Consider the following 18,943-nt stretch of genomic DNA (forward strand, 5'->3'; position numbering starts at 1 on the left):
TCGTCCTTTCAGCACGCCCCTAAAGGCGGTTGATGGGTGTTTATTTGGCGGTGTCGGCGATGAACATAGCGTCGCCAAAGCTGTAGAACCGGTATTTTTCCCGGACCGCGACCTCATAGGCATGGAGGATGCTTTCCCGGCCGGCCAAAGCGGAGACCAACATGATCAGGGTGCTTTCCGGCAGGTGGAAGTTGGTGATCAGCCCATCCAGCACCTTAAACTGGTATCCGGGGTAGATGAAGATGCTGGTGTCGTCCTCACACTCCTCGATGCGGCCCAGTTTGGTGGCCACCGACTCCACCGTGCGGCAGCTGGTGGTCCCCACACAGATGACCCGTCCGCCAGCTGCCTTGGTTTCATTGATCATAGCAGCGGTGTCCGCCGGCATCCAGTAGTGTTCCGAGTGCATCTTGTGGTCGGTGATTTCCTCGGTTTTTACCGGCCGAAAGGTGCCAAGGCCCACATGGAGGGTGACGAACCCGATCTTCACCCCTTTTTCCCGAAGCTTGTCCAGCAGTTCCGGGGTAAAATGGAGCCCGGCAGTGGGGGCGGCAGCGGAGCCTACATCCTTGGAGTAGACCGTCTGGTACCGCTCCTTGTCCTCCAGCTCGTGGGTGATGTAGTGAGGCAGGGGCATCTGGCCAATCTGGTCCAGGACGTTATAAATATTCCCCTGGTAATAAAACTTGGCCAGGCGGTTGCCCTCTTCGGCCTCCCCGACGATCTCCGCTGTCAGCAGGCCGTCTCCAAAGACAAACCGCACCCCGTTTTTCGCTTTTTTGCCGGGCTTGACCATCACTTCCCAGACATCGTTACCTCGCTGGTTAAGGAGGAGGAATTCCATCTTTCCGCCGGTGCCTTCCCGATAGCCATACAGGCGGGCAGGCAGAACCCGGCTGTTGTTGAGCACCAGCATGTCCCCTTGGCGGAGGTAGTCCACAATGTCGTAAAAGTGCTTATGCTCCAAGGAGCCGGTGTTTTTATCCAGAACCAGCATTCGGGAATGGTCCCGAGGCTCAATGGGGGTCTGGGCGATGAGCTCTTCAGGCAGGTCGAAATTAAAATCCGATTTTTTCATGACAATTCCTTCATTCTATGGTTGTTGTCCCGCCAATTTGGACAGGAATTCCCTCATTTCTAAGGAATACCCGCAAATTGGCGCTCATATCCTTCAAGGTGAGCAGCTGCTTTGCAGCTAACCTCTATTATATTGCAAGATGCCCAGCGTTTCAACCAATAATTTGTAGCCGATGCCTGTTTTCAGGAAGGAGGGCGCTTATGAAATGCTTTCGCGTCGGGGTGGTTGGCGCCACCGGCATGGTGGGACAGCGGTTTGTCTCCCTGCTGGACGGCCATCCTTGGTTTCGCCTTGCCGCAGTGGCAGCTTCCCCAAAAAGCGCAGGGAAACTTTATGGGGAGGCAGTGAAAGGGCGGTGGGCTATGGCCAGGCCGATCCCCCAGGAAGCTGCGGGGATAACGGTGCTGGATGCCGTCGCAGACCGCCGGAAGATGGCCGGCCTGGTGGACTTCATCTTCTGCGCAGTGGATCTTGACAAAGCCTCCACCCGAGAACTGGAAGAGGACTACGCCCGGTTGGAGTGCCCGGTGATCTCCAACAACTCCGCCTGCCGGGCTCTGCCAGACGTCCCCATGGTCATCCCAGAGGTCAACCCCGGCCACCTGGCGGTAATTCCCAGCCAAAGGCGGCGGCTGCGCACCCGCCGGGGATTTATCGCAGTCAAGTCCAACTGTTCCATCCAAAGCTATGTGCCCGCCCTGCACCCTCTGTGGGAATTTGGAATCAACCGGGCGCTGGCCTGTACCTGCCAGGCGGTCTCCGGTGCGGGTAAGACGTTGGAGGGTTGGCCCCAGATGGCGGACAATGTGATCCCTTTCATCCCCGGGGAGGAGGAAAAAAGCGAACGGGAACCCTTAAAAATCTGGGGGAACCTGCTCCACGGGGAAATCCTCCCCCTCCCTTCCCCGTTCATCACCACCCAGTGCCTGCGGGTTCCGGTGAGCGACGGCCATCTGGCAGCGGTGTTTGTCTCCTTTGACCACAAGCCGGACCGGGAGGAAATCCTCGCCCGTTGGGAGGGGTTCCAGGGCCTGCCCCAGCAGCTGGGCCTGCCCAGCGCGCCCAAACAATTCCTGCGGTATTTTCCGGAGCTGGACCGGCCCCAGACCCGCCTGGACCGGGACTTGGAGAACGGCATGGCAGTTTCGCTGGGCCGGCTGCGGGAGGATTCCCAGTACGATTATAAATTTATCTGCCTCTCCCACAATACCCTGCGGGGCGCGGCAGGCGGCGGGATTCTCCTGGCGGAGCTGCTGGCCAGCCAGGGGTATCTCTCTTAACACAGCACAGGAGGAATCGCCTATGAAATCCATCCCCTTCTCCGGGGCGGCCACCGCCCTCATCACCCCCATGAACCCAGACAAAAGCTTGAATCTATCCGCTTTCCGCCTCTTGGTGGAGGAACAGGTATCCCACGGCATCGACGCATTGGTTGTGGCGGGAACCACCGGGGAATCCGCTACCCTCGCTCCTCGGGAATACGCTGACCTTCTCTCCACAGCTGTAGACGCTGCCGAGGGCCGGGTGCCCATCATCGCCGGGGCGGGAAGCAACGACACCGCCCATTCCCTGGAGATGATCTACATTGCCCAGGATATCGGGGCCGACGCCCTCTTACTGGTGACCCCCTACTACAATAAAACCACTCAGCTGGGGCTCATCCGCCATTTCAACACCTTGGCCGACCGGTCGAAACTCCCGGTGATTTTATATAATGTCCCCTCCCGCACCGGCCTTAACATCCAGCCTAAAACCTATCAAGAGCTTTGCAAACACCCCAACATCGTAGCGGTAAAGGAGGCAAGCGGGGACATCTCCCAGATCGCGGAGACCGCCTACCTCTGCGGGGATGACCTCATCCTCTACTCCGGCAACGACGACCAGGTGGTGCCCATCCTGTCCCTGGGGGGCAAAGGGGTTATTTCGGTTCTCTCCAACCTGATCCCCGGGGAGGTGCACCAGCTCTGCCAACGGTTTTTCGATGGGGATTTGATGGGGAGTCTCCAGCTCCAACTGGACTTCCTGCCCCTCATCCAAGCGCTGTTCTCTGAGGTGAACCCCATCCCAGTGAAGGCCGCTATGGAGCTCACCGGCCACGAGGCGGGACCCTGCCGGCTTCCATTGGTGGATGCCTCCCCTGAGACCCGGGAGCGCCTTTCCCGGGTACTTCTCAACCTGGGGCTGTTGTAGGAAAGGAGATGGCCGCATGAAACACCTGATTCTCTCCGGCTGTGCAGGCCGGATGGGCCGGATGCTGGAATCCCTCATTGAACAGCGGGACGACTGCCGCATCGCCGCAGGGGTAGACCCCGCCCCATACCATTCGGGGGAGTTCCCGGTGTATTCCAACTGGGAACGATGCCCGCCCAACGCCGACGGCATTTTGGATTTTTCCAGCCCGGCGGGCCTTTCTCCCATGCTGGAGTTCGCCACCGGCCATGGAATTCCTGTGGTGTTAGGCACCACAGGCCTCTCCCCTTCTCAGGTGGAGGAGGTCGCCTTAGCATCGAAAACCATCCCCATTTTCCGGGCGGCCAACTTCTCCCTCCCCGTGGCACTGATGGCCCATCTGGTGGAGGAGACTTCCCGGGCACTGGGGGCAGACTTTGATATAGAATTGCTGGAACTGCACCACCGGGGAAAGGCCGACGCCCCCAGCGGCACTGCAAAAGTGCTGATGGATGCAGCCAACGCCGGGCTTGGCGCCTCCCTTTCGCCGGTCTACGGCCGGGAGGGAGACTCCCAGCGGCAGCCGGGGGAAATCGGCGTCCACTCCCTGCGGGGCGGCAGCTTTGCGGGGGAACATACTGTTCTCTTCAGCGGGCAAGGGGAAGCACTCAGCATTCAGCACACCGCCCTTTCCCGGGAAATTTTTGCCCGTGGAGCCATCCGGGCCATGTTGTATCTGCAGGGCTGCCCAGCAGGCCTCTATGGAATGGAGAGCCTGCTACAGTTCTAGCAGTCCCGTGGATAAAAGGCGGGAGACTCCCCTTTTGATTCTAATTGAATATTTTTTTGCAGAAATTACCACTGCAATTCCGGTTCTCGGACGGGAATTCTAATCCTGAGGTGATTGTATGCCGAAGGACAGCCAACCCGATAAAAAAGAGGTCCGCCTGAAAAAATGCAATGGGCAGACCCCGCTGACCCGGGAGAACCAAAACCAGAATAAAAACGCAAAAAAACAGTCGATCAAACGCGGTGACGTGTAAAGGAGGGAATACCCATGGCAAAGGCAGGTATGCGCCGCCCAGATCCCAAGGAACCCCACGGGACAGAAAGCAACCACAAGACCCACATCCCGAAAAATGACGTCCCTCCGGTGCCGGAGATTCAGGGCAAGGCGAAAACCACAAAGGAAAAAGCCAAACCCATTACCGAGAAATAACCCTCGGTATCAGGAGCCCACGGCCCTTTAAAGCTCCCCTGTCTGTGAGAAAACCACAGGCTAGGGAGCTTTGCTTTTTGCAGTAAAATTAGCTATAATAGCGGTGGATACTCGCTTGGATTTCCTTTCCCGCCTCGCTGCGTGGGCGTTTTTTACAGCACAAGAAACAAGTACAGCATGGAAAGACATAGGTGACCATATGGACGTTACAGCAAAACAAATCCGAGGCTTCCGCCTGCGGGCCCATCACCTGGATCAAAAGCTCCCGGCCGGGGCGGTCGTCGAGGCGGCAGGTGCCTGTGGCATGCAGAACTCGCCCCCCGGCGCATGGGAAACCGCCATGATGAACCGTCTGGAAGGCTGTACTCTGCCCCGTTTATGGGACGCCCTATACCAGGAGAAAAGCCTGCTGCAAGCTTGGAGCTTCCGGGGCGCCCCTGTGGTGTTCCCCACTGGGCAAAGCGAGGTGTTCCTCACCCCGCTCATCGCCCAGAATGGGGAAGATCCCTGGGTGTACACTCTGGGCATCTCAGGGGCCCTTGACTACCTGGAAATGCCCTTTGACGACCTGTTGGGGCGGCTCAAAGAGGTCATTGGGTACCTGGATACCCACACCGTCAAAAGCAAAGAGGAGTTGGACCGCACCCTGGCTGGCCTTATAGAGCCGGGCCTCCCCCAGGAGAAACAGGCCCTTTGGCGGGCGCCTTCCATGTACGGCAGCCCGGGAAAACAGACCGTGGGAGGGGCCGTTGTCTCCTTCCTGCTGCGGCCCTGCTCTTTCTCCTCCCTTGTGGTGTTCGGCCGGCGGGAAGGCATTCACCCCACCTTTACCTCCTATCAAAACTGGGTTGGGCGCCCTCCTCTTCCCCTGCCGGATGGGGAAAAGGAGTTGGTTCGCAAATTCCTGCGCGCCTACGGCCCAGCCACCTTGAACTCCTTTGCCAGCTGGCTAGGTTGTTCCCAGAAGCAGGCTCGCCGCCTGTGGGATACCATCGCAGACGAACTGGCCCCGGTCTCGGCGGAGGGCAAGACCTGCTTTCTTTTAGCAACAGAGGAAAAAATATTGGCTTGTTCCCAGCCGGATGAGGACCAGCTCCTTCTTCTGGGGCCTCACGACCCCTACCTGGATATTCGGGACCGGGGCATCCTGTTGGAGGGTAAATCCCTGCAAAAAGAGGTCTGGAAAACCGTTGCCAACCCCGGCGTCATCCTCAAAGGGGGGCGGGTCGCCGGCATCTGGAGAACTAAGACGCTCAAAGACAAACTGGATGTCTCAATGGTGCTTTTTGAGCCGATGTCTTCACAAGAGCGGAAGAAATTGAATGCCCTTGCACAAGAGTACGCAGCTTTCCGCCAGATCAAACTGAGGAACTGCACCATCGAGGGCTGATGGCCAAGCGCTGCCGGCTTGAGCAGACGCTGCCATGCTGGACAAAGCTCCCCGGCGATTCGGTTGGTTTAATCCAATCCATCGCCAATAGCACCCTTTGGGGGCATTTCTCACAGGGGGAGATACCTGCCTTCGAGATGGATTCTTCTCATAAATGAGGGGGCATCCCTTCTGCCTTACACAAAAAAGGAGCGGGAATTCCCGCTCCTTTTCCCTTTGCTGGGTCAAAAATCAACCCAAAAGGACTTTATGGAACACCTTTTTACCCTTTTTTAGGATGACATGGCCCTTCTCAAACTGTCCCTTTTCCACCGCCGCAGCGATGTCAGTCACCTTCTCATCATCCACCGAGATACCGCCCTGCTGCACCAGCCGGCGGGCCTCCCCTTTGGAGGGGGCGAGGCCGGTTTTCACCAGCAGATCCAGCACACCAATTTTGCCGTCGGTAAGGTCCTCCTCGGCAATGGCAGTGGAGGGCATGTTTTCACTGCTGCCGCCTCCGACGAACAGGGCTTTGGCCGCATCCAGGGCTTTTTTCGCCTCTTCTTCCCCGTGGACCATCTTGGTCAGCTCAAAGGCCAGCATCTCCTTGGCGGTATTGAGCTGGCTGCCCTCCCAATTTTCCATGGCCTCAATTTCCTCAATGGGGATGAAGGTCAGCAGTTTCATGCAGTTGATGACGTCGGCATCATCCACATTGCGCCAGTACTGGAAGAAGTCGTAGGGGGAGGTCTTGTTGGGGTCGAGCCACACAGCGCCGGACTGGGTTTTGCCCATCTTCTTGCCCTCGGAATTGAGCAGCAGGGTGATGGTCATGGCGCTGGCATCCTTGCCAAGCTTTTTGCGGATCAGCTCGGTGCCCGCCAGCATGTTGGACCACTGGTCATTGCCGCCGAACTGAAGGTTGCAGCCATATTTCTGGAACAGCGCATAGAAGTCATAGGCCTGCATGATCATGTAGTTGAATTCCAGGAAGGAGAGGCCCTTCTCCATCCGCTGCTTGTAGCACTCAGCCCGCAGCATGTTGTTGACCGAGAAGCAGGCGCCCACTTCACGCAGCAGCTCCACATAGTTCAATTCCATCAACCAATCGGCGTTGTTGACCATCAGGGCTTTGCCTTCCGAGAAATCAATAAACCGGCTCATCTGCTTTTTAAAGCAGTCGCAGTTGTGCTGGATGGTTTCAGGGGTCATCATCTGGCGCATGTCGGTGCGGCCGGAGGGGTCGCCCACCATGCCGGTTCCGCCGCCGATGAGGGCGATGGGCCGGTTGCCCGCCATCTGGAGCCGTTTCATCAGGCACAGGGCCATAAAGTGGCCCACATGGAGGCTGTCGGCGGTGGGGTCAAAACCGATGTAAAAGGTGGCTTTTCCGTTGTCGATCAATTCCTTGACGACCTCTTCGTCGGTGACCTGGGCGATGAGCCCGCGGCGCTGGAGTTCTTCGTAGACTGTCATGGTTTCATTTCTCCTTTTCCAATTCTGCATCCGGAGTTCAGCGCAAAAAGGCGACAAAAAAGCCCTCCATTGGGCTGAACCCAATAGAGGGCGTGTAAAACGCGGTACCACCTCTAATTCACCCCGCCATCGCTGTGCGGAGCCTCACCCAGTGCCCCAAACCTTGGGATACCGGTTCGCGATAACGGGCGTACCCGGCCAGATCCTACTGCCTACAAAAAGGGTTCAGACGGCGGCTCAAAGAGGTATTCACACTGCTGCGCCACGCTTTTTTCCACCGGCCAAAAGCTCTCTGAAGAGGCGGGATACAGGCTACTTGTTCTTTTCATTGCCGTTGAAAGATAGTATAATGCAGGTTTTTTTATTTGTCAAGGGGGCGTTTCTCCCCGCTGGCGAGGGTCAGCATCTCCCGGGCGTTTTGCAGGGAGATTTCGGTGATGTTCTCCCCGCCGATGATCCGGGCCAGTTCCTCCACCCGCTGCCGCTGGGTGAGGGGCAAAACGTTGGTGTAGGTGCGGTCGCCTCTCACCTCTTTTTGAATGAGAAGGTGATGATCTCCATAGGCGGCCACCTGGGCCAAATGGGTCACACAGATCACCTGGCGGTGTTCTGCCACCTGCTTGAGCTTGCGCCCAATTTTTTGAGCTGCCCGGCCAGAGACGCCGGTGTCCACCTCATCGAAGATCAGGGTGCCAACCTCATCTTCGCTGGCCATGACGTTTTTGATGGCCAGCATTACCCGGGAAATCTCGCCGCCAGAGGCGATTTTCGCCAACGGCTTAGGCGGCTCCCCGGGGTTGGTGGAAATCAGCAGCTCCAGATCGTCCTGCCCCATGGGTCCAAGTGCCTTTTCCCGATGCGAAAAAGTCAGGGTGACACTGGGCATATCCAGTTGGATCAACTCCCCCCGGACTTCCTGGCAGAGGCGTCCAGCGGCTTTAAGGCGGGCTTTGGTCAACTCGTCCGCCAGGGATTTGGCCTTGGCCTCCAACGCCTGTTTTTGGGCCTCCAGCTGGGCGGTGCGCTCCTCGGAAAGGGTGATTCCCTCCAGTTCCCCGCTGGCCTTCTGCTGAAAGGCCAAAATTTCTTCCACTGTAGAGCCGTACTTTTTCTTCAGCCGGTATAGGGTGTCCAGCCGCTGCTCGATGGCGTCCAGTTCCTGGGGATTGTACTCCATCTCCTCCAGGGCATCCCGTGCAGAGGCAGCGTACTCTTCCAGTTCGTAGCGCATTTCCTGAGCGCGGCCCGAAAATTCCCCAAAGCCGTCCAGGTAGGCACCCGCTTCCCCAAGGCCGCCGATTACCTGGTCTAGGAGTTCAAGAAGCCCTTCCCCATCCTCCCCGGTGAGGATGCTGTACACCCGCGCCAGGGAATCGGAGATCTTCTGGGCGTTTTTAATGATCCGTTTCCGGCTGTCCAGCTCCTCTTCCTCCCCCAAGCGGAGGCCAGCCTCTTCAATCTCCCCAATCTGGTATTGGAGCAGATCGATCCGCCGGGCCTTTTCCGCCTCGTCCAGGTTGCTGGAGGAGAGTTCTTCCCGCACTTGACAGAGTTCCCGGTAAACGCCCTGGTATTCCCGCAACTGGCCATTCAAGAGGCCGAACCCATCCACAAAGCCGATGTGTTTGTCCGCTGCCATCAGCTGGTGGGTATCCTGCTGGCCATGGATGTTGATGAGGCTTCCCCCCAACTCCCGCAGCAAGGCCGCTGTAGCAGGGCGTCCTCCGATTTTACAGCTGCTTTTGCCGTCCAGCCCGATCTCCCGGGAGAGGAGCAATTCCCCGTCCTCCAGCGGAAATCCCAACTCCTCCGCCAGAGCTAAAACCCGGGGTGGGAGGCCGGTGAACAGAGCGGAAACCAGGGCCTTTTTCTCCCCGGTCCGGATGATATCCTTGGAGGTACGCTCCCCCAGCACCGCGTTGATGGAATGGATCAGGACGCTTTTGCCCGCACCGGTTTCGCCGGTGAACACATTGAGCCCTTTGGCTAGGTCAATGGAAGCCTCTTGGATCACCGCAACGTTGCGAATGTACAGCTGTGCAAGCATACAGAATCACCTACTTTTCCAAAAGCTGGGAGAGCTGGGCGACAAACTCTTCGGCGTTTTCGCTGTTGCGCATCAGGATAAAAATAGTGTCGTCCCCTGCCAAGGTTCCCACCACTCCGTTCCAGTGGATGGAATCCAGGGCGGCACAAGCGGCATTTGCCAAGCCGGTGTAACATTTGACCACCACCATATGGCCGGCGCAGTCCACCTTGATCACCGATTCGGTGAAGATGGTGTGAAATTTGAGGGACATGTCCACTGTGCCCTCTTTGGCGTTGACGGCATAATGGTACCGCCCGTCAGGGGATTGGGTCTTGATCAGCCGCAGTTCCTTGATGTCCCGGGAAACGGTGGCCTGGGTCACCTTGAATCCACATTCCTGCAAGCGGTTTTGCAGTTCCTCCTGGGTGTCGATGGCGTAGCTTTCAATCAGCTCCAATATCTTGGCATGTCGCTTGGCTTTCATCCTGTTACCCCCTAAACATCAGCTTTTGGTTTAATATCTCATAAAAATCCTTGTCGGGAAGGGAGACAAAGGGAACATACACATCCCCTCCGGTGATGACCAACCGGTCCTCGGTTTTGAGGACAGCCACATTCTCCCCATCCACTGCCACATGGATCTCCGCCTCATTGTTCACCTGGCGGGACTGGGCGGTAATCCGTTTGTCCGGCGCAAACAAGATGGACCGGTCAAACAGGGAGTGGGGGCAGATGGGGGTCATGGAGATGCTGTCCAGCACCGGGTCAATGATCGCCCCGCCCGCGGAAAGGGCATAGGCTGTAGAGCCGGTGGGAGTGGAAAAGATCACCCCATCCGCCCGGTAGCTGATCACTGTTTTGCCGTTGCAGGAGATGTCAATGTCTACAATTTTGGCCAAGGTAGGGCGGGAGATCACCACATCGTTCAGGGCGTAGTACTGTTCCGCCGGTCGGTTGGGCCCTGTCACCTCCGCTTTGAGGAGCATCCGCTGTTCCACTTGGTAGCTGCCGGAAAGAATTTCCGGCAGGCGGTGGAGCTCACTGGACTCCAGCTGTGCTAAAAACCCAAACCGGCCTACATTGATCCCCAAAACGGGCTTGGATGCAGGAAGGGTCAGCATCGCCGCATGGATGATGCTGCCATCCCCGCCGATGGCAAGGACCATGTCACATTGGTGCATCAGCTCCGCCGAGGGGCCAAAAATGGCAGAAACCCCCGGGAACTCCGGTTCCAGCTCCTGGGGGAGAAGGGCGGTGCAGCCGCAGTCCCGAAGGATATTGGCCACCTGGCAGGTGCAGTCCGCCGCATGCTCTTTCAGCAGATTGGGGACGATGAAAATGGTCATCACTACTTCCTCCCGCTTTCCAGCTCCCGGTGGGATGCGGCTACCACCGCCTCCATCACCTCTTGGGTCACCCGGTTTTCCCCCTCCCCTTTTTGCAGGCAGAGGAGGTATTCGATGTTGCCTTCCGGCCCTTTGATGGGGGAAAAGTCCAGCGCCACTGTGCAGAAGCCATTTTCCTCTGCAAATCCCACCACCTTTTGGATGACCTCCAGGTGGATTTCCGGCTCCTTGACCACCCCTTTTTTGCCCACTTTCCCTTTGCCCGCTTCAAACTGGGGCTTGACCAGGCAGACCAGGCATGCCCCATCTTTGAGGAGGCGGCAGGCCACCGGCAGGACCAGGGTCAGGGAGATAAATGAGACATCGATGGAGATGAAATCGATGGGGTCGGGCACCTGTTCTTCGGTGACATAGCGGATGTTGGTCCGTTCCAGGTTGACCACCCGGGGATCGTTGCGCAGCGTCCAGGCCAGCTGGCCGTAACCCACGTCGATGGCATAGACCTTTACTGCGCCATTTTGCAGCATGCAGTCGGAAAAGCCCCCAGTGGAGGCCCCAATATCGCAGCAGATTTTGCCGGTCAGATCCAAATGGAACTGGGCCATAGCCTTTTCCAGCTTTAAACCGCCCCGGCTAACGTATTTGAGGGTTTCCCCGCGGATTTCAATGGTGTCCTCCGCCGAAACATCGGTTCCGGCTTTGTCGGATTTCTGGCCGTTGACATAAACCTGCCCGGCCATGATGATGCTTTTGGCCCGTTCCCGGCTGGGGACCAATCCCTGTTCCACCAGCGCGATGTCCAACCTCTTTTTCACAGCGATTCTCCTATGATGGTATTGGCGATCCCCTGGGCATCCAGTCCCAGGCTGTGCAGTGCGCTGGGGATAGACGCTTGGGGTACAAATTGATTTTCAATGGCCCGCAGCGTAAATTTGCCGCGGTAGCCCCGCTCCACAAGGCGGGAAGCAAGGTGCTCCCCAATGGAGCCGGAGCGGATGCCTTCTTCTACAAATAACACCTCTTGATGGCTGCTGACAAGGGCGAGTACCTCCTCCGAGAGGGGGAAAATCTTAGTCAGCGCCAGCAGGGAAACCTTCTTCCCCTGCCCTTTTAACAGCTCCACCGCCTGGGCGGCCTCAGCTGACAAACGTCCATAGGTGACAATGAGGGTCTCCCCGCCACCGTAATAGCTGTAATCCCCACCCTGATCTGGGTATCCCGGCGGGAAAGCGGGTTCTCCGCCGCGGGGATACCGGACAGCCACCACTCCGGCATCCTCATAGAGGGCAGATCTCAGGCAGCGGGTCAGCTGCCGAAAGCTAGCCGGGGAGTAAATAATGATCCCGGGGATGGATGACAGCATGGCGACGTCAAACACCCCTTGGTGTGTCTCCCCGTCGTCCCCGACGATGCCTGCCCGGTCCACCGCTAAAACAATGTGTTTTTGTTCGATGGAAGCGTCGTGGAGAACCTGGTCATAGCTTCTCTGTAGAAAGGTGGAGTACACCGCAAACACCGGAAGCATGCCGTTGGCTGCAAGGCCGCAGGAGAAGGTGACCGCATGGGATTCGGCAATGCCCACGTCAAAGAACCGTCCTTGGGGGCGGAACTCCTGGGCAAAGCCGTCCAGGCCGGTGCCATCCTGCATAGCGGCGGTGATGGCGCAGATGCGTTTATCTTCCCGGGCCAGGCGGGTGAGCTCCCTGCCAAATACCGAGGAGAAGTTCTCCCCTCCCTTTTTGAGAGGTTCCCCGGTTTTGATCTCGAATTTAGAAACCCCGTGGAAAGCGCCGGGATTGCGCTCTGCCGGGGAATATCCCTTGCCCTTGGTGGTCTCAATATGTACCAGCACCGGCATATGAAGGGATTTTGCCCGTTCTAGCACCTCACAAAGGCTATCCACGTCATGGCCGTTGACCGGTCCCAGGTATACGTAGCCGAAATCCTCAAAAAAGTTGCTGTGGTATAAGAGCTGTTTGAATGCGGATTTGGAGGCGGAGATGGAATCCCGCAGCTTCTCCCCCACCACCGGGATTTTTTTCAGGGTGGATTCGGTGAAGTCCTTCACCTTAAAATACTCCGGCTTGGATCGAATCACCGCCAGGTATTTGGCCAGGGCCCCCACATTTTTGGAGATGGACATCTCGTTGTCGTTGAGGACGATGATCAGGTTGTCCCGGCTCCGGCCGGCGTTGTTCATCCCCTCATAGGCCAATCCGCTGGTAAAGGCGCCGTCGCCGATCACCGCCACCACATGGCCATCGTCCCCTTGGAGCCGCTTGGCGGTCACCAGTCCATAAGCTGCGGAGATGGAGGTGCTGGAATGGCCGGCCAAAAAGGCGTCGTGTTCGCTTTCCTGGTGTTTGGGGAACCCGGAGAGGCCCCCTTCCTGCCGCAGGGTGGAGAACCGGTCCCGCCGGCCGGTGAGCAATTTGTGGGTATAGCTTTGATGCCCCACATCCCAAACGATCTGGTCATGGGGACTCTCAAACACCCGGTGGAGGGCCACAGTCAATTCCACGGTGCCCAGGTTGGATGCCAGATGCCCTCCGGTCCGTGACAAAGTGGAAACCAGTTCCCGCCGGATCTCCCGGCAAAGGGCCGGAAGCTCCTGAGGCGTTAACTTTTTGATGTCACTTGGCTGATGGATGGTATCCAGCACTGAAGTTGGCTTCACAAACCCCATCCTCCTTGCTTGCAAAATTAAAATACAGGGATCAGCACTGCCACCAAAATGCCCAACAGTGCTCCGCCCAGCACTTCCAGCGGGGTGTGCCCCAGGAATTCCTTGAGTTCTTTGGGTTCGGGTTCCTCCAGATCCGAATCGGTTAACTCCTGATCCAGGTTGAAATCCTTCCAAAAATCTTCCCCAAATAGTTTGAAGCTGAAGATCATTTTGTTGAGGACTTTGGCCTGCTCCCCTGCCGCCCGGCGCACCCCCATGGCATCGTACATCACGATGCCGGCCAAGGTGAGGGCTAAGGCGAATTCCGGGGAGGCAAACCCCATCTTACGGGACATCCCCACCGCAATGGAACAGACGAGGGCCGAATGGGCGCTGGGCATCCCGCCGGAGCCCACCAGCCGTTCCGCCCGGAAGGTATTGGTGTCCAGATAGTAGAGCAAGGTCTTGAGCACTTGGGCGGACAGCCAAGCGACAAAGGCCACGTCAATCAGGTAATTGCTGGTCAGAAATCGTAGTGTTTCCATGGTTCACCATTTCCCTTTTTCCATTAAAATTGGCGAACTGCCAGGGAATCCGCCAAGGAGCACAAGAAACCGCAGTCCCAATCCAGCCCCAACAGGGCGGATTTGGCCGCCTCGGTGATCCGCAAAGCCTCCTGCTTGGCGCCTTCCAGCCCGAGAAGGGTCACATAGGTGGTTTTATGATTATCTGCATCGCTGCCGACGGGTTTGCCCAGCAGGGCTTCATCCCCCACAGCATCCAGAATGTCATCGGTGATTTGAAAGGCGAGGCCCAGGTTCTGAGCGTACCGATCGGCAGCTTCCTCCTGCTCTGGGGATGCCCCTGCTGCAATGCAGCCAAGACGGGCTGCCGCACGGATCAGCGCGCCGGTTTTCATTTTGTGGAGGAGGGCCAAAGTCTCCCGGTCGATGGAGGTATCTTCATGTTCAATATCCACCACCTGGCCGCCGATCATCCCATAGGTTCCAGCGGCTTTGGAAAGCTCCTGAACCGCCCTCAGCTGCCGCTGGGGGGGAAGTTCCAAAATGGGCCGGGAAGCGGTTTCAAAAGCATAGGTCAACAGGCCGTCCCCAGCCAGGAGGGCAATTGCTTCCCCATAGGCGATATGGCAGGAGGGTTTCCCCCGCCGCAGGTCGTCGTCGTCCATACAAGGCAGGTCATCGTGGATCAAGGAATAGGCGTGGATCATCTCCAGTGCCGCAGCAAAGGGGAGCGCTGCCTCAGGCTTTCCGCCGCAGAGGCGGCAAAACTCCAGCACCAGTATAGCCCGAAGCCGCTTCCCACCCGCCAGCAGGCTGTACTGCATAGCGTCCAAGACGCTGTGCTGGATGCAGTCTGCACTGGGCAGAGAGGTCTCCAAGTACCCCTCCACCAACCGTTTATAGTCTGCCTTTGTTTCTTCAAACCTAGTCATTTTCCCTCTCCTTCGCCGGTTGTTTCGGCTCGGACAGCTGCTCGATCTTCAATTTGGCATCGGTCAGCTTTTTATCACAGAATGCGGCCAGCTCGGTTCCCTCCTGGAAGAGCTTTAAGGTCTCGTCCAGTGTGGCGGTGCCCTCCCCCAATCGGGCGACAATCTCCTCCAAACGGGCCATGGCCGCTTCGTAACTCAAATTCTTTTTCATGATGGGATTTCTCCTTTTTTGGCCAGCACCTGGGAGGCCAGTTCACCGCCTGCCAATTTGGTGGTGATAATATCCCCCGGGGATGCTTCCCCCGGGTCACGCAGGATGTCTCCATCTTTCAAGGTGATGGAATACCCCCGGGCTACGACCTTCAAGGGGCTGTAGGAATCCAAAAGAGCAGCATATTTATGCAGATCCCGCTGCATGTCATCCAGCTTTTTTCCGGTGGATTCCATTGCTAATTCTACCAAATTTTTCAGCTCTTGTCTATTTTGTTCCAAGGTTTTTTCAGGGGAGACCCGGGAAAATTCCTCCAGAAGCAGTCCAAAGCGGCTCTGCCTGGCCTCCAACCCATCTATAGTATATCTATACAAAGCGCTTTTCAGCGCCGTTTGCTGCAAAATCAGCTGTTCGACACTTGGGGAAGCCAGCTCTGCCGCCGCCGATGGGGTGGGGGCCCGCAGATCCGCGGCAAAGTCACAGAGGGCGAAGTCCACCTCATGGCCCACTGCCGAAATCACCGGGATGGCGGATTCATACACCGCCCGAACCACCGCCTCCTCGTTGAATGCCCAGAGGTCTTCCAGAGAGCCGCCTCCCCGCCCTACAATGAGGACGTCACAGGCCCTTTGCCGGTTCATCTCCCGGATTCCCGCCACAATGGAGGGCGCCGCCTCCCTCCCCTGGACCACCGCATCGGCCACCACTAGGGTACCGATGGGGTACCGGCGGGAGAGGACGTTGACAATGTCTTTAAGGGCCGCCCCGGACAGAGAGGTCACCACCCCGATCCGCGCGGGGAAAGCGGGAATAGGCCGTTTGTGGCCGGGGTCGAAGAGCCCTTCCGCTGCCAAGCGGCGTTTGAGCTGCTCATAGGCCAAGGCCAGGGCGCCAATCCCCTCCGGCTGCATGTCGGTGACATAGAGCTGGAAACTGCCGTCCCGCTCATAGAGGGAAACCGAGCCCCGCACCAGCACTGAAAGGCCGTCCTCCGGGGTGAAGCGCAAAAACTGGGCGTTGCCTTTAAACATGACACACTTCACCGCCGCATCCCGGTCCTTGAGGGTGAAATAGCAGTGCCCGGATTTCAAGTGGCGCACAAAGTTGGAGACTTCCCCCTTGACGTAAACTTCCTGGAGCAAAGGATTTTCTTCCAGAAGGGATTTGACATACCGGTTGAGCTGGGATACCGTCAACATGTTTTGATTCATAACGCACCATCCCGTATGGCTGCCAGGACCGAGACCCCGGCCGCGTTGTCCGCCGAAAAGGCCGGCTGGGCAAACTGGCCGCCGTACCGCTTGGAAATGTCCTCCCGGATGATGGAATTGGACATCACACCGCCAGCGTAGATCAAAGGCAAATCCCCTTGGCTGCGCAGGGCATTTTCGGTCATTTTAGCCACCACTGCCCGGATGTAATCCAGGCAATACCGGGCGATGTCGCAGGGGGCTTCCCCGTCCCGCAGCATCTTCTGGCATTTGTTTTCCAGCCCGGAGATGGAGGGGTTGTCCCCCTGGAAGGGCGGCTTGATCTTATATACTTTTGTGGAGGCGAGGGCCAACTGTTCCAGTGCGGGGCCCGCCGGGAACGGAAGCCCCAGCATGCCGCCCACCCGGTCCACCGCCTGCCCAGCTTTCAAATCAGAGGAGGTGGCTAAAAGGGTGATGCCCAGGGTGTAGGTCTCATCCGGCTGGCACAGGAGACAGTCGGTGGTTCCGCCGGAGAGATGGAAGGCGATAAACGGCTCCCGGTATAAGGGGATCTGCCCGGTGGAATAAAGGGCCGCCATCACATGGCCCGCCTGGTGGGAAAACGGGTATTTGGGGACCCCCAGTGCCGCGGCAACCGAAGATGCAACAACATCGCCCACAAGAAAGCAGGGCATGTAAGAGCCCTCCTGATCCCGTGGACGTGTGGAAACCCCCACCCCGCAGATGGGGTAGGCTTGGTCGAGCAGCTCTTCCAGCAAGGGAGCCAATTGCTTGACATGACTAAAAACGGCGTCGCTCTGCCTTAAGCCCAACGCGCCGTCCTTGACCGGCAAAAGCTGTTTCTTCTGCCGGATTTCATTTGTGCCGCTGTTGTACAGCGCCGCCGAGGTGGTGTAATTGCTGGTATCGATACCTAGATAGTATGGCATGCGCCTTACTCCTCACCCTCGCCTTGTTCTTTGCTGTGGACGTAAGCGCCCAAAAGGCCGTTGATAAAGGACGCATCGTCCTCGCTGGCAAATTTTTTGGCCAGCTCCACCGCCTCGTTGATGGTCACGCTCACCGGGATGTCCTCCATCCCGTCGATCTCACAGATGGCCAGCCGCAGGATCGCCAGGGTCACCTTGGGCAGCCGGTTGATGTTCCATTTGATGGAGTATTTCTGGATCACCTGGTCGATGGCGTCCAGCCGCTCAAAAGCCAAGGCGGCCAGGCGGCGGGCGAATTCGTCCACCTCAATCTGCCGGCCTTCGGTGGCTTGGGCGATCATCTCCTCGATGGGCTCCTCCCGGAAGGACCGCTCAAAAATCAGGGTAAACGCTTGTTCCCGGGCTTCACTTCTTTTCATCCTTTTTGGCCTCCGCTGCAAATAATTGATACGTCATGGGCAAAAAAACAGACCCTCCCGCCCCGCAGGAGGGTTGCATTTTTCCAGCCCGCGTTTGGCGAGACAAAACAGCCCAAACAGGGCCATAGATTCACCTGCAAAGGCGAACTGCCGGGAAGTTATTCCTCCTCGGCTGCCTCGATGGGGGCGGCCTCCGCCTTGGGTTCGTCAAAGGCGATGCCAGCCACCTGGATGTTCACTTTGGAAACCGCGATTCCGGTCATATTCTGCACCGCCTCTTTGACGGCGGCCTGAATCTTCTCAGACACCTCGGGGATTTTGTAGCCGTATTTGAGGATGACGTGGATGTCGATGACGGCGACGTCGTCGTTCAGGTCGATGACAATGGATTTTGCGGTCTGTTTTTTCATCAGCCAGCCTTTGATGTTGGTTGTAAAAGGAGCCAGATCGGCGACGCCGGCAATCTCCTTGGTGGCAAAGCTGGTAATTGTGGCGATGACATCCTTCGAGATCCGCAAACTGCCCACAGGCTGCCTGGATTCGTTGTTCTGCATAGGTTCGCCCTCCTTGTGTAGTAAAAATCCGCGGCGATTCCGCGGGGCCTTGGCCGGTGGCCCTCTGTTCAACGGGGGAAATCCACCGGTTCCATACAACAAAACAATTCTACCACGGTCGCAGGCGGCTGTGGTAGAATCGCCTATTTTGTGGAAGGCTGCCCGGTGTGAAAGACGCTTCTTTTACACCAAAAGGCGCACCGACGGCCTTGTTGTTATTATACCATATTTTTCTCGGTACACAACTAGTTGATTTCCACAATTGAAATATTTTTATCATCGACGCCTGTTTCCCGCACAATGATGTCTTTGATCTGGGCGGCTTCGTTGGAGAGGAGTCCGTTTGTCTTCACAATCACGTCCACCCGCTCGGTGTCGTAATAGACCATGCACTCGCTGAAGCCTTTGGATTTGACCAGATTTTCAATCTTGCCTTCGGTCTCAATGGATTTGGCTAGCTCCGCCGCCTGCAGGGCGAGTTCGGCTTTCTGGTCGGCGTCCAAAGTGGAGTCGGAGAGCATGGTCTTCAAGGTTTCCACCGCTTCATCCCTGGATTTGGTTCGGGTGATCTTCGCCTCGGCGAAGTAGGCTTCCCCATCGCCGATATCCAAGGGGGATTCCACATACTGGGCGTCGCCGTAATTTTTGGTTTCACTCATTTTGCCGGTGAGGACAAAGTCGTTGCCACCGTCCGCGTAAATCCAATTGAGGTACACTGCAATCCCAAGCCCGAGCACCAGCGCCATTAAAATTATCTGTCTTTTGCCAACGATCATGTTCATTCCCGTTTCCTCCTATGCTGTTTT

At 57.4% G+C, this 18,943-nt stretch carries 21 protein-coding genes and 1 other annotated feature; of the genes, 6 read left to right on the forward strand and 15 right to left on the reverse strand.

Translation table 11 applies throughout. The annotated features are described in order from the left end of the window. Positions 1 to 40: 40 nt before the first annotated feature. Positions 41 to 1,078 carry a tRNA preQ1(34) S-adenosylmethionine ribosyltransferase-isomerase QueA gene (gene queA / locus RDQ42_RS06255; protein ID WP_054331210.1) on the reverse strand — a complete coding sequence of 346 codons (1,038 nt, stop codon included), beginning with the start codon at positions 1,076 to 1,078 and terminating at the stop codon, positions 41 to 43. 200 nt (positions 1,079 to 1,278) lie between these two features. On the opposite strand from queA, the gene asd reads away from it, so the two are divergent. The 6 genes from asd (at position 1,279) to RDQ42_RS06285 (ending at position 5,856) form a co-directional block, all read left to right on the forward strand. After that, entirely contained in the window at positions 1,279 to 2,358 is a 1,080-nt protein-coding gene (gene asd / locus RDQ42_RS06260) for an aspartate-semialdehyde dehydrogenase (RefSeq protein ID WP_231358379.1), read from the forward strand. A 22-nt stretch (positions 2,359 to 2,380) separates the two neighbouring features. Then, the gene (dapA, locus tag RDQ42_RS06265; RefSeq protein ID WP_054331209.1) at positions 2,381 to 3,268 is read left to right on the forward strand and encodes a 4-hydroxy-tetrahydrodipicolinate synthase; all 888 of its coding nucleotides are present in this window, start codon (positions 2,381 to 2,383) and stop codon (positions 3,266 to 3,268) included. Positions 3,269 to 3,284: 16 nt separating this feature from the next. Then, positions 3,285 to 4,037, forward strand: a complete 753-nt coding sequence (gene dapB / locus RDQ42_RS06270; RefSeq protein WP_231358380.1) for a 4-hydroxy-tetrahydrodipicolinate reductase — start codon at positions 3,285 to 3,287, stop codon at positions 4,035 to 4,037. A gap of 118 nt (positions 4,038 to 4,155) precedes the next feature. Next, the gene (locus RDQ42_RS06275) at positions 4,156 to 4,290 is read left to right on the forward strand and encodes a hypothetical protein (protein WP_267888270.1); all 135 of its coding nucleotides are present in this window, start codon (positions 4,156 to 4,158) and stop codon (positions 4,288 to 4,290) included. Positions 4,291 to 4,304: 14 nt separating this feature from the next. Continuing rightward, complete coding sequence (locus tag RDQ42_RS06280) at positions 4,305 to 4,466, forward strand: hypothetical protein (protein ID WP_162838187.1); 162 nt, start codon at positions 4,305 to 4,307, stop codon at positions 4,464 to 4,466. 199 nt (positions 4,467 to 4,665) lie between these two features. After that, complete coding sequence (locus RDQ42_RS06285; protein WP_071427082.1) at positions 4,666 to 5,856, forward strand: winged helix DNA-binding domain-containing protein; 1,191 nt, start codon at positions 4,666 to 4,668, stop codon at positions 5,854 to 5,856. Positions 5,857 to 6,087: 231 nt separating this feature from the next. On the opposite strand, the gene tyrS is transcribed toward RDQ42_RS06285, so the two are convergent. From tyrS to RDQ42_RS06355, 14 genes are all read right to left on the reverse strand, one after another. Continuing rightward, positions 6,088 to 7,314: a tyrosine--tRNA ligase gene (gene tyrS / locus RDQ42_RS06290; RefSeq protein ID WP_231358381.1), complete on the reverse strand. Its 1,227-nt coding sequence runs from the start codon at positions 7,312 to 7,314 to the stop codon at positions 6,088 to 6,090. An 83-nt stretch (positions 7,315 to 7,397) separates the two neighbouring features. Further along, positions 7,398 to 7,652, reverse strand: a binding site (T-box leader). Between the two features lie 23 nt (positions 7,653 to 7,675). Continuing rightward, positions 7,676 to 9,361, reverse strand: a complete 1,686-nt coding sequence (gene recN / locus RDQ42_RS06295) for a DNA repair protein RecN (RefSeq protein WP_071427083.1) — start codon at positions 9,359 to 9,361, stop codon at positions 7,676 to 7,678. 10 nt (positions 9,362 to 9,371) lie between these two features. Beyond that, entirely contained in the window at positions 9,372 to 9,827 is a 456-nt protein-coding gene (locus RDQ42_RS06300) for an arginine repressor (RefSeq protein WP_054331206.1), read from the reverse strand. Positions 9,828 to 9,831: 4 nt separating this feature from the next. Then, on the reverse strand, positions 9,832 to 10,689 hold the full coding sequence (locus RDQ42_RS06305) for an NAD(+)/NADH kinase (protein ID WP_054331205.1): 858 nt from the start codon (positions 10,687 to 10,689) through the stop codon (positions 9,832 to 9,834). Between the two features lie 2 nt (positions 10,690 to 10,691). After that, a complete protein-coding gene (locus RDQ42_RS06310) occupies positions 10,692 to 11,504 on the reverse strand; it encodes a TlyA family RNA methyltransferase (protein ID WP_231358382.1) in 813 nt (270 codons plus the stop codon). After that, complete coding sequence (gene dxs / locus RDQ42_RS06315) at positions 11,501 to 13,366, reverse strand: 1-deoxy-D-xylulose-5-phosphate synthase (protein WP_369948953.1); 1,866 nt, start codon at positions 13,364 to 13,366, stop codon at positions 11,501 to 11,503. The genes RDQ42_RS06310 and dxs overlap by 4 nt, the downstream gene beginning before the upstream one ends. Before the next feature lie 26 nt (positions 13,367 to 13,392). Next, the gene (locus tag RDQ42_RS06320; RefSeq protein ID WP_071427084.1) at positions 13,393 to 13,899 is read right to left on the reverse strand and encodes a divergent PAP2 family protein; all 507 of its coding nucleotides are present in this window, start codon (positions 13,897 to 13,899) and stop codon (positions 13,393 to 13,395) included. A gap of 23 nt (positions 13,900 to 13,922) precedes the next feature. Next, entirely contained in the window at positions 13,923 to 14,810 is an 888-nt protein-coding gene (locus tag RDQ42_RS06325) for a polyprenyl synthetase family protein (RefSeq protein WP_054331202.1), read from the reverse strand. Beyond that, complete coding sequence (gene xseB / locus RDQ42_RS06330) at positions 14,803 to 15,021, reverse strand: exodeoxyribonuclease VII small subunit (protein WP_231358384.1); 219 nt, start codon at positions 15,019 to 15,021, stop codon at positions 14,803 to 14,805. The genes RDQ42_RS06325 and xseB overlap by 8 nt, the downstream gene beginning before the upstream one ends. Then, positions 15,018 to 16,232 (reverse strand): exodeoxyribonuclease VII large subunit, encoded by a 1,215-nt coding sequence (xseA, locus tag RDQ42_RS06335; RefSeq protein ID WP_231358385.1) that lies wholly within the window; start codon positions 16,230 to 16,232, stop codon positions 15,018 to 15,020. The genes xseB and xseA overlap by 4 nt, the downstream gene beginning before the upstream one ends. Then, positions 16,229 to 17,164: a peptidase M22 gene (locus tag RDQ42_RS06340; protein WP_231358386.1), complete on the reverse strand. Its 936-nt coding sequence runs from the start codon at positions 17,162 to 17,164 to the stop codon at positions 16,229 to 16,231. The genes xseA and RDQ42_RS06340 overlap by 4 nt, the downstream gene beginning before the upstream one ends. Before the next feature lie 5 nt (positions 17,165 to 17,169). Further along, entirely contained in the window at positions 17,170 to 17,583 is a 414-nt protein-coding gene (nusB, locus tag RDQ42_RS06345) for a transcription antitermination factor NusB (RefSeq protein WP_071427087.1), read from the reverse strand. 158 nt (positions 17,584 to 17,741) lie between these two features. Then, on the reverse strand, positions 17,742 to 18,137 hold the full coding sequence (locus RDQ42_RS06350) for an Asp23/Gls24 family envelope stress response protein (RefSeq protein ID WP_054331196.1): 396 nt from the start codon (positions 18,135 to 18,137) through the stop codon (positions 17,742 to 17,744). A 245-nt stretch (positions 18,138 to 18,382) separates the two neighbouring features. Next, the gene (locus RDQ42_RS06355) at positions 18,383 to 18,919 is read right to left on the reverse strand and encodes a SpoIIIAH-like family protein (protein ID WP_054331195.1); all 537 of its coding nucleotides are present in this window, start codon (positions 18,917 to 18,919) and stop codon (positions 18,383 to 18,385) included. Positions 18,920 to 18,943 lie beyond the last annotated feature (24 nt).

The organism is uncultured Merdimmobilis sp., assembly GCF_902471145.1.
Taxonomy (GTDB): Bacteria; Bacillota; Clostridia; order Oscillospirales; family Ruminococcaceae; genus Merdimmobilis; species Merdimmobilis hominis.

Coding starts and splice junctions, on each gene's coding strand:
- queA (WP_054331210.1), bottom strand. CDS start 1,078: ATGAAAAAATCGGATTTTAATTTCGACCTGCCTGAAGAGCTCATCGCC.
- asd (WP_231358379.1), top strand. CDS start 1,279: ATGAAATGCTTTCGCGTCGGGGTGGTTGGCGCCACCGGCATGGTGGGA.
- dapA (WP_054331209.1), top strand. CDS start 2,381: ATGAAATCCATCCCCTTCTCCGGGGCGGCCACCGCCCTCATCACCCCC.
- dapB (WP_231358380.1), top strand. CDS start 3,285: ATGAAACACCTGATTCTCTCCGGCTGTGCAGGCCGGATGGGCCGGATG.
- RDQ42_RS06275 (WP_267888270.1), top strand. CDS start 4,156: ATGCCGAAGGACAGCCAACCCGATAAAAAAGAGGTCCGCCTGAAAAAA.
- RDQ42_RS06280 (WP_162838187.1), top strand. CDS start 4,305: ATGGCAAAGGCAGGTATGCGCCGCCCAGATCCCAAGGAACCCCACGGG.
- RDQ42_RS06285 (WP_071427082.1), top strand. CDS start 4,666: ATGGACGTTACAGCAAAACAAATCCGAGGCTTCCGCCTGCGGGCCCAT.
- tyrS (WP_231358381.1), bottom strand. CDS start 7,314: ATGACAGTCTACGAAGAACTCCAGCGCCGCGGGCTCATCGCCCAGGTC.
- recN (WP_071427083.1), bottom strand. CDS start 9,361: ATGCTTGCACAGCTGTACATTCGCAACGTTGCGGTGATCCAAGAGGCT.
- RDQ42_RS06300 (WP_054331206.1), bottom strand. CDS start 9,827: ATGAAAGCCAAGCGACATGCCAAGATATTGGAGCTGATTGAAAGCTAC.
- RDQ42_RS06305 (WP_054331205.1), bottom strand. CDS start 10,689: ATGACCATTTTCATCGTCCCCAATCTGCTGAAAGAGCATGCGGCGGAC.
- RDQ42_RS06320 (WP_071427084.1), bottom strand. CDS start 13,899: ATGGAAACACTACGATTTCTGACCAGCAATTACCTGATTGACGTGGCC.
- RDQ42_RS06325 (WP_054331202.1), bottom strand. CDS start 14,810: ATGACTAGGTTTGAAGAAACAAAGGCAGACTATAAACGGTTGGTGGAG.
- xseB (WP_231358384.1), bottom strand. CDS start 15,021: ATGAAAAAGAATTTGAGTTACGAAGCGGCCATGGCCCGTTTGGAGGAG.
- xseA (WP_231358385.1), bottom strand. CDS start 16,232: ATGAATCAAAACATGTTGACGGTATCCCAGCTCAACCGGTATGTCAAA.
- RDQ42_RS06340 (WP_231358386.1), bottom strand. CDS start 17,164: ATGCCATACTATCTAGGTATCGATACCAGCAATTACACCACCTCGGCG.
- nusB (WP_071427087.1), bottom strand. CDS start 17,583: ATGAAAAGAAGTGAAGCCCGGGAACAAGCGTTTACCCTGATTTTTGAG.
- RDQ42_RS06350 (WP_054331196.1), bottom strand. CDS start 18,137: ATGCAGAACAACGAATCCAGGCAGCCTGTGGGCAGTTTGCGGATCTCG.
- RDQ42_RS06355 (WP_054331195.1), bottom strand. CDS start 18,919: ATGAACATGATCGTTGGCAAAAGACAGATAATTTTAATGGCGCTGGTG.